Origin of the sequence: Butyricicoccus sp. AM27-36, assembly GCF_003480945.1 — a bacterium.
Classification (GTDB): domain Bacteria; phylum Bacillota; class Clostridia; order Oscillospirales; family Butyricicoccaceae; genus Agathobaculum; species Agathobaculum butyriciproducens.
On the sequence record NZ_QUJR01000005.1, the window covers coordinates 171,496 to 198,123 of the forward strand.

The 26,628-nt window shown below is 52.9% G+C and carries 25 protein-coding genes; 9 read left to right on the plus strand and 16 right to left on the minus strand.

The genetic code is table 11. From position 1 onward, the window contains the following. Window positions 1-25 precede the first annotated feature (25 nt). The 9 genes from DW724_RS08690 to DW724_RS16420 all read left to right on the plus strand — a co-directional run bounded on the left by DW724_RS08690 (window position 26) and on the right by DW724_RS16420 (window position 8,030). Window positions 26-1,501 (plus strand): DUF3794 domain-containing protein, encoded by a 1,476-nt coding sequence (locus DW724_RS08690; protein WP_118761210.1) that lies wholly within the window; start codon window positions 26-28, stop codon window positions 1,499-1,501. A gap of 14 nt (window positions 1,502-1,515) precedes the next feature. Further along, window positions 1,516-2,991, plus strand: a complete 1,476-nt coding sequence (gene spoIVA / locus DW724_RS08695) for a stage IV sporulation protein A (RefSeq protein WP_118761211.1) — start codon at window positions 1,516-1,518, stop codon at window positions 2,989-2,991. A 130-nt stretch (window positions 2,992-3,121) separates the two neighbouring features. Next, on the plus strand, window positions 3,122-3,634 hold the full coding sequence (locus DW724_RS08700) for a hypothetical protein (RefSeq protein ID WP_118761212.1): 513 nt from the start codon (window positions 3,122-3,124) through the stop codon (window positions 3,632-3,634). 61 nt (window positions 3,635-3,695) lie between these two features. Continuing rightward, window positions 3,696-5,615 (plus strand): HlyD family efflux transporter periplasmic adaptor subunit, encoded by a 1,920-nt coding sequence (locus DW724_RS08705; RefSeq protein WP_118761213.1) that lies wholly within the window; start codon window positions 3,696-3,698, stop codon window positions 5,613-5,615. Between the two features lie 163 nt (window positions 5,616-5,778). After that, window positions 5,779-6,651: a pyridoxal 5'-phosphate synthase lyase subunit PdxS gene (gene pdxS / locus DW724_RS08710; RefSeq protein ID WP_110436780.1), complete on the plus strand. Its 873-nt coding sequence runs from the start codon at window positions 5,779-5,781 to the stop codon at window positions 6,649-6,651. A 1-nt stretch (window position 6,652) separates the two neighbouring features. Further along, window positions 6,653-7,237, plus strand: coding sequence for a pyridoxal 5'-phosphate synthase glutaminase subunit PdxT (gene pdxT / locus DW724_RS08715; protein WP_118761214.1), 585 nt, complete (start codon window positions 6,653-6,655; stop codon window positions 7,235-7,237). Between the two features lie 215 nt (window positions 7,238-7,452). Next, window positions 7,453-7,686: a transposase gene (locus tag DW724_RS16415; protein WP_158580245.1), complete on the plus strand. Its 234-nt coding sequence runs from the start codon at window positions 7,453-7,455 to the stop codon at window positions 7,684-7,686. Beyond that, window positions 7,679-7,777 carry a transposase gene (locus DW724_RS16010; RefSeq protein ID WP_442861276.1) on the plus strand — a complete coding sequence of 33 codons (99 nt, stop codon included), beginning with the start codon at window positions 7,679-7,681 and terminating at the stop codon, window positions 7,775-7,777. Before DW724_RS16415 ends, DW724_RS16010 begins: the two co-directional genes overlap by 8 nt. After that, the gene (locus DW724_RS16420; protein ID WP_158580247.1) at window positions 7,749-8,030 is read left to right on the plus strand and encodes a helix-turn-helix domain-containing protein; all 282 of its coding nucleotides are present in this window, start codon (window positions 7,749-7,751) and stop codon (window positions 8,028-8,030) included. The genes DW724_RS16010 and DW724_RS16420 overlap by 29 nt, the downstream gene beginning before the upstream one ends. Before the next feature lie 69 nt (window positions 8,031-8,099). On the opposite strand, the gene DW724_RS08735 is transcribed toward DW724_RS16420, so the two are convergent. From DW724_RS08735 to DW724_RS08810, 16 genes are all read right to left on the minus strand, one after another. Next, window positions 8,100-8,912, minus strand: coding sequence for a Cof-type HAD-IIB family hydrolase (locus DW724_RS08735; RefSeq protein ID WP_118761217.1), 813 nt, complete (start codon window positions 8,910-8,912; stop codon window positions 8,100-8,102). Continuing rightward, window positions 8,909-9,829, minus strand: coding sequence for an RluA family pseudouridine synthase (locus DW724_RS08740; protein ID WP_118761218.1), 921 nt, complete (start codon window positions 9,827-9,829; stop codon window positions 8,909-8,911). Before DW724_RS08740 ends, DW724_RS08735 begins: the two co-directional genes overlap by 4 nt. 2 nt (window positions 9,830-9,831) lie before the next feature. Next, the gene (lspA, locus tag DW724_RS08745) at window positions 9,832-10,302 is read right to left on the minus strand and encodes a signal peptidase II (RefSeq protein ID WP_118761219.1); all 471 of its coding nucleotides are present in this window, start codon (window positions 10,300-10,302) and stop codon (window positions 9,832-9,834) included. Window positions 10,303-10,363: 61 nt separating this feature from the next. Further along, window positions 10,364-13,153, minus strand: a complete 2,790-nt coding sequence (gene ileS, locus DW724_RS08750) for an isoleucine--tRNA ligase (protein WP_118761220.1) — start codon at window positions 13,151-13,153, stop codon at window positions 10,364-10,366. A 27-nt stretch (window positions 13,154-13,180) separates the two neighbouring features. Then, complete coding sequence (locus DW724_RS08755; RefSeq protein WP_117488033.1) at window positions 13,181-13,774, minus strand: DivIVA domain-containing protein; 594 nt, start codon at window positions 13,772-13,774, stop codon at window positions 13,181-13,183. A 94-nt stretch (window positions 13,775-13,868) separates the two neighbouring features. Continuing rightward, window positions 13,869-14,147, minus strand: a complete 279-nt coding sequence (locus DW724_RS16425; RefSeq protein ID WP_147358098.1) for a YggT family protein — start codon at window positions 14,145-14,147, stop codon at window positions 13,869-13,871. 9 nt (window positions 14,148-14,156) lie between these two features. Next, the gene (locus DW724_RS08765) at window positions 14,157-14,657 is read right to left on the minus strand and encodes a cell division protein SepF (RefSeq protein WP_243022707.1); all 501 of its coding nucleotides are present in this window, start codon (window positions 14,655-14,657) and stop codon (window positions 14,157-14,159) included. Between the two features lie 20 nt (window positions 14,658-14,677). Next, window positions 14,678-15,403 (minus strand): YggS family pyridoxal phosphate-dependent enzyme, encoded by a 726-nt coding sequence (locus tag DW724_RS08770; RefSeq protein WP_118359411.1) that lies wholly within the window; start codon window positions 15,401-15,403, stop codon window positions 14,678-14,680. Beyond that, the gene (locus DW724_RS08775) at window positions 15,400-16,689 is read right to left on the minus strand and encodes an HlyD family efflux transporter periplasmic adaptor subunit (RefSeq protein ID WP_118761221.1); all 1,290 of its coding nucleotides are present in this window, start codon (window positions 16,687-16,689) and stop codon (window positions 15,400-15,402) included. The genes DW724_RS08770 and DW724_RS08775 overlap by 4 nt, the downstream gene beginning before the upstream one ends. Before the next feature lie 19 nt (window positions 16,690-16,708). Beyond that, window positions 16,709-16,957: an RNA chaperone Hfq gene (gene hfq / locus DW724_RS08780; RefSeq protein WP_199667438.1), complete on the minus strand. Its 249-nt coding sequence runs from the start codon at window positions 16,955-16,957 to the stop codon at window positions 16,709-16,711. Between the two features lie 32 nt (window positions 16,958-16,989). Beyond that, window positions 16,990-17,931 (minus strand): tRNA (adenosine(37)-N6)-dimethylallyltransferase MiaA, encoded by a 942-nt coding sequence (gene miaA / locus DW724_RS08785; protein ID WP_118761222.1) that lies wholly within the window; start codon window positions 17,929-17,931, stop codon window positions 16,990-16,992. Window positions 17,932-17,947: 16 nt separating this feature from the next. Beyond that, entirely contained in the window at window positions 17,948-19,954 is a 2,007-nt protein-coding gene (mutL, locus tag DW724_RS08790; protein WP_118761223.1) for a DNA mismatch repair endonuclease MutL, read from the minus strand. Window positions 19,955-20,014: 60 nt separating this feature from the next. Continuing rightward, on the minus strand, window positions 20,015-22,609 hold the full coding sequence (gene mutS, locus DW724_RS08795) for a DNA mismatch repair protein MutS (RefSeq protein ID WP_118761224.1): 2,595 nt from the start codon (window positions 22,607-22,609) through the stop codon (window positions 20,015-20,017). Between the two features lie 15 nt (window positions 22,610-22,624). Beyond that, on the minus strand, window positions 22,625-24,022 hold the full coding sequence (gene miaB, locus DW724_RS08800; protein WP_118761225.1) for a tRNA (N6-isopentenyl adenosine(37)-C2)-methylthiotransferase MiaB: 1,398 nt from the start codon (window positions 24,020-24,022) through the stop codon (window positions 22,625-22,627). Between the two features lie 12 nt (window positions 24,023-24,034). Beyond that, window positions 24,035-24,703 (minus strand): TIGR03936 family radical SAM-associated protein, encoded by a 669-nt coding sequence (locus DW724_RS08805; RefSeq protein WP_118761226.1) that lies wholly within the window; start codon window positions 24,701-24,703, stop codon window positions 24,035-24,037. Further along, window positions 24,696-26,546, minus strand: coding sequence for a TIGR03960 family B12-binding radical SAM protein (locus tag DW724_RS08810; RefSeq protein ID WP_118761245.1), 1,851 nt, complete (start codon window positions 26,544-26,546; stop codon window positions 24,696-24,698). Before DW724_RS08810 ends, DW724_RS08805 begins: the two co-directional genes overlap by 8 nt. Window positions 26,547-26,628: the final 82 nt, after the last annotated feature.

A 26,628-nucleotide genomic window follows, 5' to 3' on the forward strand; every position in this document is an offset into this window, starting at 1 on the left:
GGTGAAACCAAAGGAGGCAGCATCAATGGAACTGAATCAAACAAGCATCTGCTACTACGAAAAGAAATTAGCGCATATCTCTGCGGCGACTGAGAGTGCGGATTCGATTGTGCCGGACACGTTTCCGGATATCGGACGAATTGTGTGCGCGTATGGTACGGCGGCCATCAAGGACCAGACTCCACAGAATGACCGCCTGCTGGTATCCGGCATCGTGCAGACGACCGTACTGTACGAACCGGAAAACGGTGGTAAGCTGCGTCGGCTCTCCGTGCCGGTCACGTTTGCGCATATTGAGGAATGTGAGGGTTTAACGGCAGAATCTATCTGCAGCACCGTGTGCCGCATTGCTGCAGTAGATGCCGAAGCTATGAACAGCCGCAAGGTGAGCGTCAGCGTTCAGCTTTGCTTTTTAACCGAAGGCTACTACAAAGCTGAGTGCGACGTGACGGAATCGGTCGAACTGGACGGCATAGAATGCCTGAGCCATTTGCAGAGCATAACGCTGCTGGAGCAGGTACGCAGTTATCCGGTGACAATACTGGACGACATACAGCTTGCGGATGCAGCGGAGCTGTCCCTTCTGCACACCGACTGCACGATGCAGGTATCCGAGTGCCGCGCCATGCATGGCAGAATCATCGTGAAAGGTGAAGCTGTGCTGCACTGTCTTGCCATGCAGGAGGATGATGCTGTGCGCGTACTGAACAGCAGCACGCCGTTCACGCAGATTCTCGAGCTGCCGGAAGCAGAAGAAGACGCCCTGACTGCAGTCCGGATGACCGTATCTGAGGCAGACTGCCGATTGGAATCCGATGGCATGCTGTCCTGCACCATCAGCGCACAGGCTATGGTGCTGCTGCGGCAGGAGCGCAGGCTGCGCTGCATCGAGGATATGTATCTGCCCGGCAAGGAGCTTGCTGCGCAGGCAGAGCATCCTGTATTGCAGAATATGCCATCCGCGCAGCCGTTTACATCCGAAGGCAGCGAGACTTTGCAGACCGCACAGCATGTATCTCATGTGATTGCCGCGCAGGCGGTCTGCTGCGGCGCAAAGCGTGTATCGGAGAGCGAGCTGCAAATCAAAGCTGGTATTCGCGTGCTGTATTTGAGTGATGAACAGCAGCTTTGCGCGGTACAGCGTATTGTACCGCTGACCATGCCGTACAGCGAAGCCGGAGAGCCGGAAGAGCTTACGCTTTCGGCACGCGCCACAGCGGCGGGTGAGCGAGGATTGCTTTTGACTGTCACCGCAAACGGTGCTGCTGCAACACAGGAGCGTGTGACATTCTGCCATATCTCTGCGTTGGAGATCAAGCCAAAGGAGAGCAGTCATAACGGCGTAACACTGGTTCTCAAGCAGATCAACGGCGAAGAACGGCTGTGGGACATTGCCAAAAACTGCGGTACGACCGAGCAGGCCATCCGCTGTGCGAATGACTTGCCGGCAGAGGCAGAGCGTGTGCAGAATGCCATGCTGCTGATTCCGATTCAGGACTGAAAGGCGGGAAGAGAATGGAAAACCAGATTTACGACCAAATCAGCAGCCGTACCGGCGGTGATATTTATATTGGTGTTGTCGGTCCGGTTCGTACGGGCAAATCCACATTTATCAAGCGGTTCATGGAGACTATGGTGCTGCCCGATATGGAGAATCCATACAAGCGGGAGCGCGCACGGGATGAATTGCCGCAGTCCGGCACCGGACGGACAATTATGACTGCCGAACCGAAATTTGTGCCGGAAGAAGCGGCGGAAATCGCTCTGCCGGAAGGCGGCGCATGCCGGGTACGGCTGGTGGACTGCGTAGGCTATCTGGTAGAGGGCGCACTCGGCGGCATGGAGGGAGATACACCGCGCATGGTATCTACACCGTGGCAGGAGGAACCCATGACACTGGCCGAAGCGGCAGAGATTGGCACACACAAGGTTATCGGTGAACACTCTACCATCGGACTGGTGGTGACGACCGACGGCAGCTTTACCGAGCTGCCGCGTGAAGCCTATATACCGGCAGAAAAACGCGTAATCGAGGAACTGCAGTCACTCGGCAAGCCGTTTCTCGTGCTGGTAAACTCGTCAGAGCCGAACGGCGAAACAGCACAGCGTGTATGTGCCGAGCTGCAGTCGCAGTACGGGATTGCACCGATTGCGGTGAACTGTCTTGAACTGGATGAGAGCGGCATTGCGGATATTCTGCAGCAGGTGCTGTATGAATTTCCGGTCTGCGAGATTGGTTTTGTCCTTCCGCGTTATATCGGTACTCTGCCGCTGCATCATCCGGTGCAGAACAGCATTTACCAGTGCATCCGCACAGCCGCCGAAGGCGGAGAAAAAATGCGCGATGTACAGAAGCTATGCCGTACCCTCGAAGAGAACGAATACGTCGAGCGGGCGAGCGTGGACAATATGGCGCTCGGCAGCGGCTCGGCGGTCGTGCATGTGGACATACCGGAAACCGTATTCTATGGCATTGTCGGCGAGCAGACCGGCATTCAGGTGCGGGATGACGCAGATTTGATTCGTGTGCTTGAGGATTTTGCTGCGGTGAAACAGCAGTACGAACGGCTGCATGGTGCGCTCGATCAGGTATATCAGACCGGTTACGGCATTGTGATGCCGTCGGTGGAGGAGCTGTCGCTCGAGGAACCGGAAATCGTTCGGCAGGGAGGGCGGTATGGTGTGCGTCTGCGGGCTTCTGCACCATCCATCCATATGATGCGGGCCAACATCAAAGCTGAGGTCAATCCGATCGTCGGCACGGAAAAGCAGTCGGAAGAACTGGTACACTATCTGCTCAGCGAGTTTGAGGAACAGCCGGAGAAGATTTGGGAGACCAATATTTTCGGAAAGTCGCTCAATGAACTCGTGCGTGAGGAACTGTCGCACAAATTGAGCCGTATGCCGGATGATGCCCGTGGTAAAATCCGCGAAACACTGGAAAAGATCATCAATGAAAGCGCAGGAGGACTCATTTGCATCATCCTGTGAAATCGGGCGTGCCTGCCAAAAACAGGCACGCTTTTTTAACAGAATTGTAAAGACTGTCCGCTTGTAAAGGTCGATTTGCTGTGCTAAAATGTATAGTGTATAGAAATGCGCATTTGAAGGAGACTTTTACTTGACCAAACAAGTGTTTATCATAAACGGCAGCGGCGGTGTCGGCAAGGATACCGTATGCAGTGCTGCCGCGCAAAGCTGGAAGGTGCAGAACATTTCGTCCATCACACCCATTTTGCAGGTGGCCAAAGCCGCAGGATGGGACGGCACCAAAACACCGGCGGCACGCCGTTTTCTTTCGCAGCTGAAGGCAGACTGCACAGAATTCAACGACCTTCCGTTCCGCTACTGCACAGAACAGCTGCAGATATTTACTGAAAATGATGCGGAACTGCTGTTCGTCCATATCCGGGAACCGGAGGAGATCGAGCGGTTTCGTCAGACAGCAGGCGTAAACTGCAAGACCATTCTTGTGCGTCGACCGACACTTGAGCAGGCACGCGGACAGCTGGGCAACCGCTCAGACGATGGCGTTGCAGCGTACGCCTATGATGCGGAATTTCTCAACGACGGTTCGCTGGAGGAACTGCCCGCAAAAGTACACGACTTTTTACAGGCTCTGATCGAGAGATAACTTCCAAGATCAGACACGGCTCTGTTTCACAGGAACAGCGCATAGAAAGGAACATCAAAACATGAGCCAGAACAAGAAGAAGTTCTTCGGCAAACACAAGAATGAACAGGAGCTTGAGCAGACACAGACGCTTCCGCCGATATCAGAAAACAACTCTGACAAGACCGTTCAGACGGAGGAAAATACTGCACCGGAAGAAGCATCCGAAAAAGCTGATGCTGACGAAAAAAACGAGAAGGCAGAGCAGTTTACTGAATCCTTTCGCAAAAGATTTAATCAAAGTAAATGCGTCCGCGTTATCATTGCAGCCGGATTGATTATTCTGCTGGTCGGCGGTTCGGTATTTGCTGTCATTCGCTCGCGCAATACCGGCACGGAGGACACAATTCCGACGACTGCAGTCGTTACCTATGGCGATATTGGCACTTATATCGAGGGCAGCGGTGAAACGGCTGCGCGCAATACGGAAGAACTTGGCTTGGGAATTGAGGGCAAAATCTCTCAGGTGCTGGTTTCCGAGGGAGATGAGGTGCATGCCGGTGATCCGCTGGTCGTTGTCGATCCGACCGGAATCCGCGAACAGCTGACAGCGGCACAGGCAGAATTCACTGCCGCGCAGAGTGAGCTGACCAACGCACAGGCAGCGATTACGCAGGCACAGAGCCGCATTGCCTCGGCGCAGAGCCAGTACACCCACGGCAGCGCTACGGCACCGTTCAGCGGCAAGTTTATCGCATCAAGCACATTTACAGCAGGGCAGAAGGTAAGTGCAGGACAGACCATCGGCCGTATGGTCAACGACAGCCAGATGCAGCTTGCTGTACAGTTTAGTTCGGAATATGCCAAAGATATCAAGGCCGGTCAGACGGCTACGATCTCTACCTCTGTCGGACAGGTTTCCGCTGTGGTTTCGTCGATTGATTCCGCTTCCGGCAAAGGTACTTTCCTTGTTGTATTAACCGTACAGAATCCTTCCGGTGCACTGGCGCAGGGAACGAGTGCTACCGCAACGATCAACAGCGACAGTGCCGGCACGATTTTCTCTTCCGGGTCGGGCACGCTGGACTACATCAAGGAGCAGGTTATCACGGCACCGATCGGCGGTGAAATCACGGCCTATAACGGCTCGAACCACACATACAGCAGCGGTGCAGTCATTATGTCGATCTCCAATGTTGCAGCGCCGGATACTTCGGACGCGCGGAGCAGCCTCACGGCTGCACAGAGTACGGCTGCAGCCGCACAGGCCAAGGTGAGCGAGATTCAGACGCGCATTCTCAAACTGCAGCAGGAGATTCTGGATGCTACGATGACGGCTTCGATTGACGGCGTTGTCACCTCACTGAACGCAGAAGAAGGGGAGGAGACCGATGGTACCGAGCCTCTGGTTGTTGTTTCCGACCTGAACGATACCGTTGTTACGGCCGAGCTGACGACAGATGAAGTGCAGTCTGTCGAGCCTGGTCAGACGGTAACAATGAACATGTACACGATGGATGGTTCCGAGCTGCCGCTCACCGGTGTGGTTGACTCGGTTTCGCCGGAGCCGAGTCAGAACACGGGCAGTCAGGGCAGTCTGACGACTTTTAAGACAATTATCACGGTTGATTCTATCGAAGGTCAGGCGATTTCCAGCGGCATGATGGTCGATTACAAAATTGCAGTTGCCGAATCGGACAGCTGCTTGATAGTACCGACTTCTGCTATCGTTCACACGGCGGATGGCAGTACGGGTGTATTCACCAAAACGCTCATCGACAAGGACGGCAACGAAATTCCGTTCGATGATACACTGCCGATTCCGGACGGCATGGAAGCACCCGAAGGTTATCAGCTGGTAGCGGTGGAAACCGGCGTTTCAGATGCGAACAATACCGAAATTTTCTGGGGCATCGATGAAGGTGCAACAGTTTATCTGAATGCCACACCAAATACATCAAACGCGGTAACTGATGAGGAAAATACAGCATATAACAGCTGATAAGCAGCATAAAGCACGGATTTTGTTTTAGAAACAGAAACCGTGCTTTCCTTTATTTCTTGCAAACTGGCATTATAAAATAATTATAATCTGAATATTTTAACATATTCAGATTAGGCGTATAATGCGTTCATACACCAAACAACAAAGGAGTCTGAACGACATGAGCGTACAATATAAGCTGAACAAGGAACTGGCCCAGATGCTGAAGGGCGGCGTCATTATGGACGTAACCACACCGGAGCAGGCAAAGATTGCCGAAGCAGCAGGCGCATGTGCAGTTATGGCATTGGAGCGCATTCCGGCTGATATCCGTGCAGCAGGCGGTGTTTCCCGTATGAGCGACCCGAAGATGATTCGCGGTATTCAGGAAGCGGTTTCCATTCCAGTTATGGCAAAGTGCCGTATCGGTCACTTTGTTGAGGCACAGGTGCTGGAAGCAATCGAGATCGACTATATCGACGAGAGTGAAGTGCTGTCTCCGGCGGACGATGTATACCACATTGATAAGACACAGTTCAAGGTTCCGTTTGTATGCGGTGCGCGTGATCTGGGTGAAGCTCTGCGTCGCATCGCTGAAGGCGCTGCAATGATCCGTACCAAGGGTGAGCCAGGCACCGGTGATGTTGTACAAGCGGTTCGTCACATGCGCGCTATGAACGCAGAGATTCGCCGTGTGCAGAATCTGCGTGAGGATGAGTTGTTTGAGGCCGCAAAGCAACTGCAGGTTCCGGTTGAACTGCTCCGAAGTGTGCATGAAAATGGCCGACTGCCGGTCGTAAACTTTGCAGCAGGCGGCGTTGCAACTCCGGCTGACGCAGCACTGATGATGCAGCTTGGCGCAGAAGGCGTATTCGTTGGCTCGGGCATCTTCAAGTCTGGCGATCCGGCAAAGCGTGCTGCAGCAATCGTAAAGGCGGTTACTAACTACACCGATGCAAAGCTGATTGCAGAACTGTCTACCGATCTGGGTGAAGCAATGGTTGGCATTAACGAGAACGAAATTGCATTGCTGATGGCAGAGCGAGGCAAGTAAAATGGCAGTTGGAATTCTGGCGCTGCAGGGCGCCTTCGCAGAGCATGCCGCAGTGCTGGATAAACTCGGCGTACCGCACTTCGAAATTCGCCAGAAGCGCGATTTGGATCAGCCGATGAATGGTTTGATTATTCCGGGTGGGGAAAGCACAGTAATGAATAAACTCTTGCGTGAACTGGAATTGTATGATACGCTGCGTGAACAGATTCAAAATGGACTTCCTGTATTCGGAACCTGTGCCGGTCTGATTCTGTTGGCTAAGCAGATTGATGGCGGCATACCATGCTTCAGTGTGATGGATATTCGCGTAAAGCGTAATGCCTATGGCAGACAGCTTGGCAGTTTTTTCACGGATGATCGGTTTGGCAGTATCGAGAGAATCCCGATGACATTCATTCGCGCACCATATATTGAGAGCGTAGGAAATAATGTCGAGGTGCTATCCATTGTTGACAGTAATATTGTTGCTGCACAGCAGGATAATATGCTCGTGACCGCATTTCATCCGGAATTAGATAAGGATTTGACGGTGCATCAGCATTTCATTCGGATGGTTGAGCAGTTTCGGTTGAAGAATACAGGATAACTAAAATAAGCGGCTCTGTATGAGCCGCTTACAGTCTGTCGAAAAACCCAGTTGCCCATTAAGCGGCAACTGGGTTTCTATCACATATACAACAGAAAATAGACAGGTCCTTAGGGCTCCTTTGCTACTGCAATGTGTGACGGAAATGTGTGACGGAGCCGGATCCGATGCTGAGTATGCTGGAATGACTGTGCATAGAGCTCATGGAGGTCGAGGTGGACCAGCAGCTAGGAGCAGAGAAAAGTCAGCGCATTGTCAGCATGGTGGTACTTATCGTGTGCGGTGTGGATGAAAACGGTCATAGGGATATCATTGCCGTTGAATCTATGGCCGAAGAATCCGGGAGCTCCTATGAAGTGCTGTTTCAGAATCTGGAGGACCGTAGTCTGTCCACGCCCAGGCTTATCCATTTCAGATGCACACGCCGGACTGGTTTCGGCAATTCGTGAATCCTTTCCCGACGCCTCATGGCAGCGCTGCAAGCTGCATTTCATGCGGAATATTCTGGTCTATGTGCCGCAGAAAGAGAAGAAATCCTAATCGTATTCGTGAAGCAAGGCGACGTTCCGGTGTTTCAACGCTTAAAATTGCTTCGGCGCTCGGTATCTGCCGTGATACGGTCTATCGCTGGGAACGTGGCGAAACATTATTTTCGTCCAGCGTCCTGTTGAATCTGGGGGACATTTTTGGTGTAACTTGTGATTGGCTGGTATGTCGTAGCGATGACCCGTATAAAACAGTTGACGAGGTAGGCATTCGTAGTGTAGAATCTAATTTAGACATAGGAATCTAATTATACAAAATAATGATTTTGTATAATTAGCAAACCATCTATCTAATAACAATTAGTAATTAACTGTTTTCATCCTATTTTCTCCAGATACTCTATCATATCAGCCACAGCACAATCATTATTAGAACTTACCATCACATTTACATTTCGCAGCACTTCCGGCTCTGCATTGGCTGGTGCAAACGAAATCTGAGCTTCTTGCAGCATGGATTCATCATTGTAGCTATCGCCAATAGCAAACACACGTTCAACGTCTGGTAAGTATTCAACAATATTTCGTAGAGCCGAACCCTTATTCACACCAGCGGCTGTGATTTCACAGAATGTCGGCATGCTGGATGTCACATCAAATACATGCGGATATCGAATCAGTAAATCCTGTGTAAGTGCGGTGATTTGTGCCGGTTCACCGGTAAAATTGACCGTACACCAGTCCGCAGTTGCGCTTTTTGCAAACTGCTCATTAGAAAGCATCTGATAATCCAAATGCAGCTTGTGCATGTGCTGCAGCGTGTGATCACTCATTTGACGAATCAGCGCCGTTTCTGCAGTAAAAACCTCACAACCGAATTGTGAATTATTTAACAATACATGCTCGATCATTTCTTTCGTCTCGTACGGCATGCCGGAGCAATACAAAATCTTGCGATTTTCATCGCAAATCAACGAACCATTCATCACACTGTATGGCGCATTGACCGGCAACTGGTCTATATATGTGCCAATAGCATGAGGAGAACGGCCGGTCGCAAGCGACAGCCGTCCTCCCTGTTTCGTAAAATATTGTAATGCGCGCAAATTTTCTGCCGGAATTTGCTTTGAATCATCGAGCAGCGTACCATCCATATCGCAGGCCAGCAGCATACCCTTAAACTTTTTCATTGCATACGCTCCAATTTATCAAGAACTTCAGTAAAATATTGTGGCAGCGATGCCGAAAACTCCATCCGCTCCCCTGTTTTCGGGTGCGTGAGCGTCAGCTTCGCTGCATGCAGACATTGACCGCCGATATTGGAAAACCGGTCTTTTTTCAGTCCGTACACCGGATCACCGATAATCGGATGACCAATAGATGCCATATGTACACGAATCTGGTGCGTACGTCCAGTCTCAAGCTGAAACGCCATATGTGTGTAGCCGTTATACCGTTTGATGACAGTATAATGCGTGATTGCCTCCCGTCCGCCTTCCACGATTGCCATTTTTTTTCGATCAGTCTTGTGACGGGCAATCGGCTTATCCACCGTTCCCGTATCATCCTTAACAGAACCAACCACAATCGCTTCATAGCCGCGATATGCCGTATGCGCCGCAATCTGAGCCGCCAGACTCTGATGTGCGGCGTCATTTTTCGCCACAACGAGCAGACCACTGGTATCCTTATCAATACGATGCACAATGCCCGGTCGATGTTCACCGTTAATACCAGACAGGCTGTCACCACAGTGGTACATCAATGCATTTACCAACGTACCGTCCCAGTTGCCGGCCGCCGGATGCACAACCATGCCGCGTGGCTTGTTGACCACCACAATATCCGCATCCTCATAAACAATATCCAGCGGAATATTCTCCGGCTTGAGATCTACTTCCTTTAACTCCGGAAGCTGAACCGTAACCGCCTCGCCGCCGACCAGCTTGTAATTTTTCTTGAGCGGCTGACCGTTACAGCTTACTGCCTGCTCTGACAACAGATTCTGCGCCGCAGAACGGGTCAGTCCTTCAATCTGCTCTGCCAGCCAGCTGTCGATACGCTTGCCGGATTGCTCTGCCGGAACTGTAAATTGTAATTCACTCATGGTTACTTCTCCGCTTCGCTTGTCTCCTTGTGCTGAAACATAAAATATAGCACAAACAGTACGCCACCTACACAAATGAAGATATCTGCCACATTAAATACCGGGAAATGAATCAGACGGAAGTCAAACATATCGACAACAAAACCGCGTGCTACACGATCAATGGCGTTGCCGAGTGCGCCTGCCGCTACCAGAATCAGCGACCAGCAGCCAAGCTGAGTCTGCAGCATATTCCTGTAAATCGCTATGAAAATGGCAACTGTAATCACAATGGCCAATACAACAAAAATCCAGCGTGAATCAAACTGCGCGAACAGGCTGAATGCTGCACCGCGATTCTCAATATAGGTCAAGTGAAACACACCATTGATCAACGGAATGGTCTGCTGTGCCTGCAGGGATGTAAACGCCCAGTATTTCACTGCCTGATCTGCCGCGATCATCAGCAAGATTGCACAAATATAAATCGGCATTTTCTACCTCCAAAACAAAAAGGAGGAACAGAATTGCTCTGCTCCCCCTTGGATTCTTCTTTTAGCCTACAACCTTGGCACAGCGAGCACACAGACCCGGATGCTTTGCATCAGAACCAACGGTCTTAGCCTGCTTCCAGCAGCGCAGGCACTTCTCACCTGCTGCGCGGGCAACAGCAATCTTCAGACCCGGCAGATTCTCGCTTGCAGAACCCTCGCCGTCACCGGCAACCACATCAAGTTCGGAAACGATGCACAGATCAGCCAGATCCTGACCACAGCCGTTCAGGAATGCAGCCTGCTCAGCGTCAGCGTAAACAGTAACGCATGCTTCCAGCGGCTTGCCGATGGTCTTAGCAGTACGCGCACCCTCGAGCGCCTTGTTTACATCATCGCGGAATGCTGTCAACTTGTCCCACTTAGCACGATCCTCATCGCTGAAGGACAAAGCCTCGTCAGCCTGCGGCATCTCGTTATATGCTACGTTGCGAGCATCATCCTCAGCAGCGTGCGGCATAGCCTGCCAGATTTCGTCTGCGGTAAAGCACAGAATCGGAGACAGCATGCGAACCAGCGCACTCAGGATACGATAGATCGTAGTCTGTGCAGAGCGGCGGCTCAGACCATCGGTCTCATCGCAGTACAGACGATCCTTGATCACATCGAGGTAGAAGTTGGACATATCAACAACACAGAAATTATGAATTGCATGGAATACGGTGTGGAATTCGTAGCTATCATATCCCTCACGAACCTTTGCAGCAAGGTCGTTCAGCTTCATCAGTGCCCACTTATCCAGCTCCGGCATATCTGTGTATGCAACAGCGTTGGTCTTAGGATCAAAGTCAAACAGGTTGCCCAGAATGTAGCGAGCCGTGTTACGGATCTTGAGGTAGTTCTGCGACAGATGCTTGAGCATATCCTTGGAAATACGCATATCCTGACGGTAGTCAGAAGAAGCAACCCACAGACGCATTACATCTGCGCCATACTGCTTGAGGATATCCTCCGGAGCAATACCATTGCCCAGAGATTTGGACATCTTCTGGCGCTCCTCATCCACAATCATACCGTGGGTGATAACCGTCTTGTACGGAGCCTTGCCCTGCGTAGCAATAGAAGTCAGCATCGAGGACTGGAACCAGCCGCGATACTGGTCGTTGCCTTCCAGATATACGTCAACCGGGGTCTTCTGGCCTTCGCGGTTCTCGATAACAGCACGCCAGGAGGAACCGGAATCGAACCATACGTCCATGGTGTCGGTTTCCTTGTCAAATTCGCTGCAGCCGCACTCACACTTGGTGCCTGCCGGCAGAATCTCAGCAGCCGCCATGTCGAACCATGCGTTGGAGCCCTTTTCACGGAACAGATCAGCAACGGTCTTAATCGTCTGCTCATTTACCAGCGGCTTGCCGCACTTCTTGCAGGTGAAGATCGGAATCGGAACACCCCAGACACGCTGACGGGAAATACACCAGTCAGAACGCTCACGGATCATGGAGGTCATGCGCTCCTGACCCCAGCCGGGAATCCACTTGATGTCCTCACAAGCCTTGACTGCGTCATCCTTGAGCGCATCAACAGAGCAGAACCACTGCTCAGTAGTGCGGAAGATGATCGGATTTTTGCAGCGCCAGCAATGCGGATAGCTGTGCACGATGTCCTCGGTTGCGAGAAGTGCGCCGCAGTCATCCAGATCCTTGAGGATAACCTCGTTGGAATCATCCACGAACATACCCTCGTACTTGCCGGATTCAGCGGTATGGCGTCCCTTGCCGTCAACCGGAACGATGATCGGGATGTTGTACCTCTGGCAAACGATAAAGTCATCAGCACCGAAGCCCGGAGCGGTATGAACACAGCCGGTACCGGCATCGAGCGTTACATGGTCACCGGTGATAACCAGAGAATCACGGTCGAACAGCGGGTGCTTGGTCTTGATCAGCTCCAGATCAGAGCCAAGAACGGTTGCGAGAACTTCCCAGCTGTCAATACCGGCAGTCTTCATAACAGAAGCAACCAGTTCCTTAGCCAGAACATAAACCTCGCCATTCGGGACCTTAACGAAATCATACTCGAAGTTTGGGTTCAGAGAAATTGCAAGGTTGCCCGGAATGGTCCAGGTAGTGGTGGTCCAAATTACGAAATATACGTTCTCTTTGGTACCAAGCAGTTTGGTGATAACACCCTTGTCATCGGTTACAGCGAATTTTACAAAGATAGACTTACACGGAACATCCTTGTACTCAATCTCTGCCTCAGCCAGTGCGGTCTCGTCGTGCGGGCACCAGTAAACCGGCTTCTGACCCTTGTAGATGTAACCCTTCTTAGCCATCTCGCCGAAAATCTCAATCTGAGCAGCCTCATAATCGTGGGTCAGGGTCAGGTACGGACGATCCCAGTCGCCGATAACACCCAGACGCTTAAACTGGGTACGCTGGGTATTGACATGATCGTGTGCAAACTCTTCACACTTGGAGCGGAACTCCGCAGTGGAAACCTTGCTGCGATCCATGCCGTAAGCCTTGATTGCCTGACGCTCAATCGGAAGACCATGGGTATCCCAGCCCGGAATGTACGGAGCCTGATAACCCATCATATTGCGCGAACGCAGAATAAAATCCTTGAGGATCTTATTCAGTGCATGACCCATATGCAGATTGCCGTTTGCATACGGAGGGCCGTCGTGCAGAACGAAAAGCGGTTTGCCCTCGTTCTTCTTCATCAGTTCATGGTAGAGGTCGTTCTTCTCCCAGTTTTCCAGAAAACCCGGCTCGCGCTTCGGCAGACCGGCACGCATCGGGAATTCGGTTTTGGGCAAATTGATCGTGTTGTTGTAATCCTGCTGCATTGTGCAGTATTCAGTCCTTTCGCTTATTTACTTAACGTCCTTCGGGTCGTATTCAGTGCCGAACTGCAGTTCGCCGAAGTCGAATTTACGCGTTGCATCTTCCACTGGTGCATCGCCCTTCCCAGTCGCATTTGTGTTCTTTGCATCTTCAGTCTGCTGTACCGGAGCGAGGTTTTCGCCCTTCGCCAACTCTGCCAGTGCTCTTGCCTGCGACTGATACAGCTTTGCTACATGAGCGATGAACTCAGCAGTGTTCTTGCGGGCAGTCTCCAGTTTCTGTTCCTCGGTGTTGATTTCCGCCTGGGTGTCTTTCACCTTGTTTGCGGTTTCATCCTTCGCAGAAGCAATGATCTCCTCTGCTTCCTTCTTTGCCTTGTCGATTGTCTCCTGTGCAATCGACTGAGCGGTCAGTAGGGTACGGTGCATTCCTTCTTCAACACCGCGGTATTCTTCAATTTTATCGACCAGCACCTTCATTTTTGCCTTCATAGCAGCGTTTTCCTTCTGCATCGCTGCAAATTCCTCTGCAACACGCTCGAGAAAAGTATCGACAGACTTCATGTCATATCCGCCGAAAACTGCTTTTTCAAAGCCGATTTCTTGTATTTCCTGCACCGTCATATGTTTTTCCTCCGTCTTTATATCATTTGCCGTACTGACACGGAAAAATGGTCGGGCTGCGCCCGACCAAATCAGCGCCGTTTGTCCGGCAGGCTTAAAGCATATATACCATTTGTTCTAAAACAATCAGAACAAAAAATGCCAGCATAAACGCAAAATCAAACGGACAATTCCGCAGTGCACTCACGCGGCTCAGCAGACTGCGAAAAGGTTGAATGAGCGGCTCGGTAACAAGGCACAGAAACTCGTAGATTTTCGAGTCGCTGCCCTGTACGAACCAACTCATGATTGCCCGTGCAAAAAACATAAACTGCAGAATGCGCAATAAGCTGCCTACGAAATATATTACCAAGCTGTTCACGATAGTACTCACGATCTGCGCTTAGAAATACATACCGCTGTTTTCCAGTTCGTCGATCAGATCGCCCATAATATCAACATTGTAGGGTGTGATAATATAGGTGCTGTTTGCAACCTTCTTGATCTTGCCTTCGTTTGCATATGCAACACCGCTGAGGAAGTCCACCAGGCGACGGGCAATATCCTTGTTGGTCTGCTCCAGATTGAGGACAACCGTGCGCTTGTCCTTGAGATGATCTGCAATCTCTGCAGCCGCCTCAAAACGATCCGGCTTGACCAGAACCACAGCCAGCTGTGTAGTAGTATTGATGTTTACAACCTTATCGCTGCGATCGTGACGGCGCACCTGAGGCGCGTCCTGTGCATCACTGTCGTACGAACGGTCATAGGATCTTCTATTGTAAGATGATGGCTCGCTATCCATCGCAGGTTCTTCGTTTCTCTGACGGGGCATCTCGTCTTCGTAGTCGTCCTCCAACTCGCTGCCCTTTACCCAATCAATAAAGCCTTTGATTGAACCCATGCCAAGTTCCTCCTTATGTTTTAAGGCGAAACGATCTGATACGGCCGTTTGCCAAAGATCGCCGTGCCCACGCGAACCATGTTCGCTCCGCACGCAATCGCCGTTTCAAAATCATTCGTCATTCCCATAGACAAATAATCCATATCTACATTATCGTATTTTTTCGTCAAAATGTCAATAAATACTTGACGCATTTCGGTAAAGTAGTTTGAATTTTTTGTTTTTTCATCTGCAACGGGAGGAATTGCCATCAATCCGCGGATATGAAGTGACTTTTTTGCGCTCAATTTCACGATCGCATCGTGCAGTTCTTCGGGCGGAAGACCGCTTTTTGCGGCTTCTCTGCCGATATTTACCTCCAGAAGAATATCCTGACAAACACCGCGCTTCTCGGCTTCCTTGGCGATAGCCTCGCCGAGATGAACCGAGCCGACTGACTGAATCAGCGAAACCTTGCCGATCAGGTACTTGACCTTGTTGGTCTGCAGCGTGCCGATAAACTGAAGGTCTGCGCCATCGTAGGCGTCCTGTTCATACTTTTCCTGCAGCTCCTGCACACGGTTTTCACCGCACACGCGGATGCCTGCTTCGATGGCTGCCTGCACGCGCTCGGCGTCATTCATTTTGGTTGCAGCCACCAGCGTAATTTCACTGGGATCGCGCCCTGCCTGCACGGCGGCATTGTTGACGCGCTCGATCACAGATTTTACGCGTTCCTGCAGTTCTTTCTTTTCTTGCTCCGTCATGTTTTCACCACCATATTGTTTTGCAGATTTTTACCTTGAACGATAACCTGGTCTCGCTCGACCAGCATATCGGAGTCGGTCGCACTCTGTTTGACGACATAATAATCGTCCGCCTCAAACAGCTCGTTAATCATTTTGAATTTCTGTATCGAGCCGCTCAGGATGAACACGCCGGGGATTTGCGTGGTCTTTCCGTCGCTGTCTGTTTGTTCCTGCACGCGGACGGCACTCTTCGGCACCTTGAGTCCGGTGTAGGTCGCAATGATAATTTCGATCGGCTGTTCGCGCATGGAAACCATTTCACTGCTGAATTCTGTGCCTTCCATCACCAGCAGAGCCGTATCACTGCCACCTTGATGATTGATGGAATGCACGGTTACTTTGGATTCCATCGAAGCCTGCGTAAAGTTTACTGTCAGCTCCTGACCGACCTGCAGACGCTCGGCCTGCTCGGCCGGAATCTTAGCTGCCAGATACCAGTTGAATCCCTTGACGATCTTGCCGAGCGAATTGCTGTTCTCAGCAGACGGCTGCTGCGCAACGGTCTTGTCAAACTGCTCCACGGTCATCTCATCCAGTGAGGATGGTGTGAGAATACTCTCGTATCCATCCACTACCTCGGAGAAATATCCGGACGAAGATGCAGTAAGTTCCGTGGTCCGGCCGGTAAGCTGATGCTCAAGCGAGGACTGCTCAGAAACCAAAGCGTCACGTTCGGCAGATACCTCGTTGGTATCCACATTGCCTGCCTCACGGCGCAGCGACAGCGTGCGCAGCGAACTTGCGGCGGATGCGACCGAAGAACCGCTGCCTTCCTTCACCTGCTCGGCCAGCTGCTCGATCGTCAGCGTGATGACCTGATCCAGCTTTGCGATGTTTGAGCTGTCCGATGCGGACTGCAGCGCCGTATCCAGAAGAGAAATACGTTCCTCCAGCGGATCGAGCTGTCGGCTCAGGTCCATAGATTCCTGATCGGAATAGATGATCGCCAGCGGTGCGTCCTGCTGTACGCGTTCACCGCTGTACACGATGTGCTTGACCGAGCTTCCCGTGGCATTGTCGATCGGTTCTTCATCGCGGAAGAACCAGCCATCGCTCGTAAAGCTGTCATTAACTGTGACATGCAGAGCCGGTGTGGTCTCCGGTGCAGCCGAAAAAGCGTTAGAAAGACGGCCGCCCAGATAAATCACCATCAGCACTGCCGCAATGATAAATACAACGCGGTTTCCGCCGTCATTCCGCCGTTTTCGCGGCTTGGATTTTGTGCTTTTTGTCTGTTGTCCCATGTAAAGACCTCGTATATGTTCACTGTTCCGCACGCTCCCCTCTCGGTGCATGGAGATCGACTCTATGCTGTGGGATCAGAGTAGAGATTGCGTGCTTATAGATCATTTGCTGTTTTCCGTCGCTCTCCAAAATCACAACGAAGCTGTCGAATCCGCGGACGATACCGCGCATCTGAAAGCCGTTCGTTAAAAATACGGTGATGTTCTGCGCCTGCTGACGCAGTGCACTGAGCATTCTGTCCTGTAAGTTGATTTCGTTTCGCACAATGATTCCTCCAGTTGAAATTACAATTTATGGTATCATTGTACACCGTGGTTTTGAAGATATTTTGTCGTTTCCTGTAAGACGAAAGGAAGTTCTTCTCCACTATTATAATATATCCAGTGGATGCTGTCATCCCTTTTCAGCCAGGTAAGCTGACGTTTTGCATAATTTCTGCTGCGGCGCTTGAGCAATTCGGTACATTCTTCCAATGTTTGCTCGCCGTTCAGATAGCCGAGCAGCTCTTTGTAGCCGATGGCCTGCGCGGCAGTGCCGGTCAGCAGACCGCGTTCCACCAACCGTTTCGTCTCCTCCAGCAGACCGTTTTCCAGCATAAGATCCACTCTGCGATTGATGCGGTCATACAGAATTTCACGGTCAGACGGGCAAACACCGATCTTGAGCGCATCATACTTTGGCTCCGGGCGCTTGTTCCTGCGGTTAAATTCGTCGATCGTCATACCGGTCTGCTCATACACCTCAAGAGCACGAATGACGCGCTTGAGATTATTCGGGTGCAGACGTTCCGCTCCGGCCGGATCTACCTTAGCCAGACAGTCATGTACCGCCTGATTGCCCTGCTCAGCCGCCATCTGTTGATATTTCTCACGCACGGTCAGGTCGGTCTCATCGCCGGAGAATACGCTGCACTCGATGAGCGCGTCCATGTACAATCCTGTACCGCCGACAACGATCGGCATCATGCCGCGCGACAGAATATCCTGTGCAGCAGCGTCTGCCAGTTCGACATACCGCGCCACTGAGAACGTTTCGCCGGGCTCGCATACATCGAACAGATGGTGCGGTACGTCCTGCCGTTCCCTCATATCCGGCTTGGCGGTGCCGATATCCATTTCGCGGTAAAGCTGCATGGAATCCGCAGAAATGATCTCGGTATGCAGTTGTTGCGCCAGCGCGACCGATAAGGCAGTTTTGCCGCTGGCAGTCGGTCCGCAGATGCAGATCAAACGGTTTTCCATGCTGTTTCCTCACTTTTTATTGATTTACACGCTTGAACATCTTGTCAAGCTCATATTTGGTCAGACGAACGGTCGTCGGTCTGCCATGCGGGCAGGAGCGCACGTTGTCATCGCTCAGCACCCGCTCGCACAGGTCCTGCAACTCGGTCATCGTGGTCGGTTTGCCTGCCTTGATAGCCGCCTTGCATGCTACCGTATGAATTAAATCGTCCAGACGATCCGGCACGGTAGTACGGCTGTTCATCGCCTTTTCGGCCAATTCACTGATGACGCTCTGCACATCGCCGCTATCCAGATAAGCGGGCACGCTGCGTACGGCAAAGCTGTTCTCGCCAAAGCTGTCGATGGAAAAGCCTGCCTGACGGATGTCCGCGATCTGCGACTGCACAGCGGCGGCTTCCTCGCCGGTCAGCTCTACAATTACAGGCGTGAGAAGCTGCTGCTGCGGCATATCGGTCTCTGCACGCAGTTTGTTAAACAGAATGCGTTCATGCGCGGCATGCTTGTCGATGAGAATCAAGCCGTCCTTGTCCTCAGCAATGATGTACGTCTGGAAGCATTCGCCGATTACACGCACACCAGTATCTAGCGGCTGCAGGATCTGCGGCTTATCCTTGACCTCCGGTGCGCTGACAGGCGGCACAACAACCATCGGCTCATCTTCCGGCTCCGGTGTCAGCGTATGCACGGCAGGTGTTGGTTCTGCGACCGACGACTCAACCGGCTGTGCCATTCGCGGACGAATCGGTTCCTGCGGTTCGTCCTGCAGGATGCGCGGCGCGGATAGATAAGCCGATGCACTGCGCGGACGCTCTGCCTTTGGCGGGATCGAAACGAGAAAATCCTCTAAATCCGGTGCTTCCTCGTCGTTCTTTACCGGTGTAATCGGTGTTGGCTTTACACGCGGCGCGGCAAACGGCTTGGGGTCCACCGGCTTCGGAATCGCAAATCGCTGCTGCTCGTGCGTCAGATTATCTTCACGCGGCTTGGCAGGCGCTTCCTTCTCCTTGTGCTCCAGATGCGGCATATTGTCGTTTGCGGCAAGTGCATTCTTGCAGGCAATATACACGACTTCGAAAATCGGCTTTTCCTGCGAAAATTTGACTTCGGTTTTTGCCGGATGCACGTTGACATCGACCGCTGACAGCGGCAGATCAAGGAAAACCGCACCAGACGGATACTTTCCGGTGATAATCGCATTGCGATAGGCCTCTTCCATTGCAGCCTGCATAAGACGGCTCTTGACATAGCGTCCATTGACGAAAAAGTGCTGCATCGAACGGTTGGCACGTCCGGCGTGCGGCTTGACAATGTAGCCGTGTACGGTCATACCGTTGCGCTCGGTCATCGGCACTTCAATCATATTGGCAGTCATTTCCTTGCCGAATACACCGAACACCGGTGCAATCAGCTTGCCCTTGCCGTCCGACGAGAATACCTGCTTGCCGTCGCGAATGAGCGTGAACGCAATCTCCGGATGGGAGAGCGCCGCATGCTGTACTACGCCGAGAATGTAACCCGCCTCGGTGAAGTCCTTTTTGAGAAACTTCATGCGAGCCGGTGTGTTGAAGAACAGGTCGCGCACAACGATTGTTGTGCCTTCCGGACAGCCGGCTTCCTCCTGTGTCTGAATCTCACCGGCTTCCAGATGCAGGTGCAGACCCGCAATCGAACCTGCCTGACGCGTAAACAGATCAATGCGCGTAACCGACGAAATCGCAGCCAATGCTTCACCGCGGAAACCCAATGTGCCGATGGCGTTCAAATCTTCCTCGGTGCGCAGCTTGCTGGTTGCGTGGCGACGGAAAGCCACGGGCGCGTCCTCTGCCGACATGCCGCAGCCGTTATCCGCAATACGCAGATAGGTAATGCCGCCGTTTTCAATCTCCACTGTAATGCGGGTAGAACCTGCGTCGATCGCATTCTCGACCAGCTCCTTCGCCACAGAGGACGGCCGTTCAACAACCTCTCCCGCTGCGATCAGATCCGCAAGGTGCGGAGATAATTCATGAATCACTGCCATTTTTCTTTGTTTTCCTTTCCGGAACAAATCATGGTTGGTCTTTCCTGCCCTGATAAATGATTAAACCAGCTTTTTCAGCTCATACAGTGCGTTGAGCGCCTCGATCGGCGTCATGGTGTCCACCTGCAGTGCACGCAGCCGCTCTGCAACTGCATCGCCGGAGAGCGAATCTATCGTAATCTGCGGAACGTCTTCCGGTTCCTCGGCTACGGCGTGCAGCTCGATTTTCGGCATGGTGGATTCCAGATCAGCTAGCACGGCCTTTGCTCGCTTGATGACCGGATTCGGCACACCGGCCAGCTTTGCAACCTCAATGCCATAGCTGTCATCCGCGCCGCCGCGCACGATTTTGCGCAGGAACGTAATGTCATCACCGCGCTTTTTGACCGCGATATTGTAATTCTTGACGCCCTTAACCAGATCTTCAAGCACAGTCAGCTCGTGATAATGCGTTGCAAACAGCGCGCGTGCGCCAATGCGCTTTTTGTCCGCTACATACTCTACAACTGCGCGAGCAATGCTCATGCCGTCATAGGTAGAGGTGCCACGTCCAATCTCATCCAGAATGATCAAACTGGACTTGGTAGCGTGCCGCAGAATATCCGCGACCTCGCTCATCTCCACCATGAAGGTGGATTGACCGCTCGCCAGATCATCCGACGCGCCGACACGGGTAAACACGCGGTCTGCCACGCCGATATGCGCAGACGAGGCCGGTACATACGAACCAATCTGCGCCATGATGGTAATCAGTGCCACCTGCCGCATATAGGTGGATTTGCCTGCCATATTCGGGCCGGTGATGATAGCGACGCGGTTTTCCTTGCTGTCGAGCAAGGTGTCGTTCGGGATGAACAGACTGTCGGACAGCATTTTCTCAACAACCGGGTGACGACCGTCCTTGATGTCAATGCGGTCGGAAAAATCAACCACCGGACAAACATAGTTGTTATCACAAGCCACATCGGCCAGAGCACACAGAACGTCAAGCGCTGCGATAGCCTGCGCGGTTTTCTGCACACGGTGGACCTCAGCGGCAATCTGGTCGCGTACAGAAACGAATACCTCGTACTCGAGAGCGGTCAGGCGTTCCTGCGCACCGAGCACGGTGCTCTCGAGCTGTTTCAGCTCCTCGGTGATATAGCGCTCGCTGTTCGCAAGCGTCTGCTTACGAATATAGTTCTCTGGAACCGCCTCCGCATTGGAGCGGCTGACCTCAATATAATAGCCGAACACACGGTTGTAGCCGATTTTCAGCTTGCTGATGCCGGTACGCTCGCGTTCCGCCTGCTCGATTTCGGCAATTTTGCCCTTGCCGCCGGACGCAAGGTCGCGCAGACGGTCAATCTCCTCGTTGAAGCCTTTGCGGATCATGCCGCCTTCCCGAAGAAGAATCGGCGGCTCGTCTACAATGGCCTGCTCGACCAGCGCGCGGATGTCTTCGAGCAGATCAATCTTGCCGGTCAGCTCGCGCAGCATAGCCTGGCCGAACAGAGCAGCCTGCGTTTTGATCTCCGGCAGACAAGAAATTGCCGCCGACAGCGCACGCAGATCACGGCAGTTTGCAGTGCCGTAGGCTACACGCCCGATCAGGCGCTCCATATCAAACACCCGCTTGAGTGCGTCCGTCAACGCCGTGCGGGCAATTACATCGTCACACAATGCACCTACCGCCTGCTGACGGCGTGCAATATGCAGCGGATTATACAGCGGTTTTTCAATCCACTGACGAATCAGGCGCGAGCCCATTGCCGTGCGCGTGTGGTCAAGCACCCACAGCAGCGTGCCCTTCTTTTCCTTGGTCCGCATGGTCTCGCATAGCTCGAGATTGCGGCGTGCGATCAGGTCAAGCTCCATGTACTGACCCTGATGGTACACCTGCAGCTGATTCAGACTGGAAAGGCTGGCCTTCTGCGTCTGTTCAAGGTAATCCAACAGACCGCCGAGGCACCGCACAGTGCACGGCAGGTCGGTCAGACCGATAGCGTCAAAGTCCTGCACCTTGAAGTGCTCCTGAATGCGTTCCGCACTGCGCTGTGCCTCAAAGCACTCCTCCGGCATCGGCTCGATAAGCGCCTCCAGACGTTCCTTCAGAAAGGACTGAAGGCTGTCTGCCGAAATGGCTCCGCCACCGACCAGCACCTCACGCGGCACAAAACGTCCGAACTCACTGGTTATGTCATTCCAGTTATCCGATCCGGTCGCGTACACCGAACCTGTCGTAATATCAGCAAAGCATACGCCGACAGAACCACCGGCTGCGTATACGCAGCCGAGAAAGTTGTTCCGATTTTCATCCAGCATGGAGGCTTCCACGACCGTACCCGGTGTCACGCGTCGGATGATCTCGCGCTTGACCAGACCTTTTGCCTTTTTCGGGTCCTCCATCTGCTCACAGATTGCAATTTTGTAACCCTTCTGCACCAGCTTGGCAATATAGCCTTCCGCACTGTGATACGGTACGCCGCACATCGGTGCACGTTCTCCCTGACCGCAGTCGCGGCCGGTCAGCGTCAGCTCCAGCTCGCGGGAGACCAGCTTGGCATCGTCAAAGAACATTTCGTAAAAATCGCCCAGACGGTAAAACAGAATGTAATCTTTATTTTTGTTTTTGATCTCAAAATACTGCTGCATCATGGGCGTCAGTTCAGCCATGTTCTTACCTCTTTCTTATAATTTGTGTGCAAACAGACAGCGAAGCGAGGTTTTCTCGATCTCTGCCTCGATAAATTCACCGATTTTGATATCGTCACCGCGTACGCAGACAAGCAGGTTGCCCTCGGTACGCGCAGTGAACGGATACTCCGATCCCTTGGCATTGCCGTCCACAAGCAGCCGCAGCTTTTTGCTCTGATACGCCGCCTGCTTTTCAGCAACGATTTCATCCTGCGCCTTGAGCAGTCGCTCGAAGCGGCGCTGCTTGTCCTGCTGTGTTGCGTTATCCTCATAAGAGGCCGCGGGCGTGCCCGTGCGGGGCGAATACAGAAACGTAAACAGCAGGTCAAACCGGGTATCCTGCACCAGCTTTAAGGTGTCCTCGAAATTCTCTTCCGTTTCGCCCGGGAAACCGACGATAATATCGCTCGACAGCGTAATATCCGGCATTTTCGATCGTGCGGCCGCAATCAGCGATTTGTAGTGCTCTGCCGTGTAGCGGCGATTCATGCGATGCAGAATCTCGTCACTGCCAGACTGGAACGGCAGATGCAGCTGCTTTGCAACCTTATCGCACTCTGCCATAGCAGAGAACAGCTTGGGGGACGCGTCCTTCGGGTGGCTTGTCATAAACCGCAGCCAGAAATCGCCGGGCACGGCGTTGAGACGGCGCAGAAGATCGGCAAAATCCACGTCAATGCCGAGATCCTTGCCATAGGAGTTGACGTTCTGCCCGAGCAGAGTAATCTCCTTATAGCCTGCATCGACCAGCTCGCGCAGTTCCTTTTCGATCTCCTCCGGTCGGCGGCTGCGCTCTCTACCTCGCACATACGGCACGATGCAGTAGGTGCAGAAATTGTTGCAGCCATACATGATGGACAGCCACGCCTTCGCGCCCTTGGCACGCAGCACCGGCAGTCCTTCGGCAATATCGTCCTCGCCGCCGATGTCAAATACGCGTTTTTTCTCGGTCAGCACGCGGTACAGCAACGACGGAAACCGCCAGAGCGCATGCGTGCCGAACAGGAGATTTACCTGCGGATAGCTTTTCTTGATCTTCTCGACGTTCTTCTCCTGCTGGGCCATGCAGCCGCACATTGCAATAACAATGCCCGGGCGATCCTTTTTCAGATGGCGGAGTGCGCCGACGTTGCCGAACGCACGATCCTCGGCATGCTCACGCACAGCACAGGTGTTGAACAGGATAAAATCTGCCTCGTCGGGCGTATCGGTCATTTCGTAGCCCATTTCGGACAGCATGCCGCGGATACGCTCGGTATCCGCCTCGTTCTGCTGACAGCCGAACGTATGCGTATAGGCTTTGGGGCGCTTGTCCCCCAATAGGCGGGCTACTGCGTCAATATAGGTAAACTGCGATTGCAGCTGTTCTTCGGAAACATTCTGGGTTGCCATGAAACTCTCCTTTTATCGAAATGGAGTGCCGTCAGCGGTGAACACATTCATGCGGTGGTATGCGCTGAACGGAATTTCGTACTGCGGCAGATACTGCCGGATGGCACGGGTCAGATATTCCGGACTCATGTTGTTATTGCCGGCAGCGGTGGTGACAACAGCGGTCACCTCATCCGGACCATCGGTCACGGTCAGATCGCGCATCAGCTCACGCATATTGACGACCTTTTCGCCGCGCTTGGAGCGCTTGACGATCTCGACCATGGGGCGGCGGAACAGATTGCGCACATCGTCGGCAAAGCCCTTGGGCGTACCATCCTCAAAACCCCATGTGATGCGGTACTGCGACCATTCGATCGAACCGACCTTCATGCCGCCGTCGGCAAGCGGGTAAATCTCGATTGCACGCAGGCCCTCGGGAAATACATCATTGAGCGCTTCCACCGCATTTTCCGGCACGGCTTCTGCCGTGATATTGAAATCCAGAAATTCGCACTCGCCGGAGTAGCCGGTCGAGAGCGGCAGCGCCACCGAAACGTAGGCGTGCTGGTTGAAGCCCTCGGTAAACCACAGCGGCATTTGACAGCGCGCCATCGAGCGCTGCATGGCGTGCATGAGATCAAGGTGGGAGATATACTTGGCGCGTCCCTCCTTGGCAAACTTCATTCTTGCCTTAAACATGGCACTTGCCTCCCTTCAGCAGAGCGCTTGCGCCGCAGCCGGCACACTGGTGCATACAGTCCGGCGTGATAGCCGCTTCACGGGAACGCTCCCACTCACGCTTGAGATGCTCCTTGCGCGTGCCGCAGCCGATGTGATCCCACGGGAACACCTCGTCCATCGGACGCTGACGGGATGCGTAGAACTCTGGATCGAGTCCGCAGTCGCGGAACGCCTGCATCCACTTGTCAAAGTCGAAGCACTGATCCCAGCCGTCCATCTTGCAGCCGCGCTGCCACGCCAGCAGAATCGCCTTGCCCTGACGGCGGTCGCCGCGTGCAATAACGCCCTCGAGCACCGAGGTTTCGGCATCATGCCAGTTGTAGGTGACGTTCTTGGTCTTCATCACAACTTTCATATGCGCCTGCTTCTCGCGGAACTGCTCGAGCGTATCCTGTGCATCCCACTGGAACGGAGTCTGCGGCTTGGGCACGAAGCACGATGCCGACGCTGTGATACGCACGCCGCGCGCACGGTTGGGCGTGTTTTCGCGCCAGCAGTAGGCAACCTTTTTGCAGATGTCGGAAATACCATCCAGATCCTCATAGGTTTCGGTCGGCAGACCCATCATGAAATAGAGCTTGACGTTATTCCAGCCGCCTTGAAAGGCAATCTCGCAGGCATGTAGCACGTCCTCCTCGCGGATGTTCTTGTTGATAACATCACGCAGGCGCTGCGTACCGGCCTCACATGCGAACGTCAGGCCGCTTTTGCGGGTTTTCTGTACGCGTTCCATCAGTTCGGCGGAAAAGCTGTCCGCACGAAGAGACGGCAGCGACAGGCTGATATGACGCGGCTCACAATAATCGAGCATGCACTCGGTCAGACCGGACAGCTCACCGTAGTCACTGGTAGACAGCGAGGACAGAGAGATTTCCTCGTAACCGGAGTTCTTGAGCACCGCCTGCGCCTGCTTGAGCAGCACTTCCTTGGACTTGGTGCGCAGTGGACGATAAGTGTGGCCGGCCTGACAGAACCGGCAGCCGCGCGGACAGCCGCGGAATAGCTCGATCATCGCACGGTCGAACACAATATCCGTCGAGGGCACAACGAAGGACTCCGGATAGTACATGGTATCCAGATCCTTGACGATGCGCTTCTGCACGAGTGCGGGTGCGCCGTGTGTCGGCGTAACGCGCTCAATCGTGCCGTCCTCGTGGTACTTGACCTCGTACAGCGAAGGTACATACATGCCCTCGATCTGTGCTGCCGCAATCAGGAATTCCTGCTTAGACCAGCCTTCGCGCTTGGCCTTGCGGTACAGATCGGTAAATTCCAGCATGATCTCCTCGCCGTCGCCGATCATGAACAGGTCAACAAAGTCAGCGAGCGGCTCCGGATTGTAGGCACACGGACCGCCGCAGGCTACAATATGCTTGAGCTCGGTGCGGTCCTTTGCCAGCACCGGAATACCGCCGAGATCCAGCATATTCAGAATGTTGGAAAACGACAGCTCGTACTGCAGCGTAAAAGCGATAATATCAAAGTCCGACAATGGGTCACCGCTCTCCAGGCCGTACAGCGGCAGCCCTGCCTCACGCATTTCGGCCTCCATGTCAATCCATGGCGCGCAGACGCGTTCGCACCAGATGCCCTTCTGATCGTTGAGCAGACCGTACAGGATACGCGAACCGAGGTGAGACATGGCAACCTCATAGGTATCCGGAAAACAGAACGCAAATCGTAGATCGATGTTCTTTTTATCTTTCATCACCGAGCCCCATTCACCGCCGACGTAGCGTGCCGGCTTCTGTACACGGGACAAAATGGCTTCCATCTTTTTATGCAAGACGTATTCCTCCATTTTCATTCATACAGATTATTGTATCATATCCTTCTGAAAAAAACCATACCGTTTTTGACCGTTTTCGCGCAGAAAGTACATG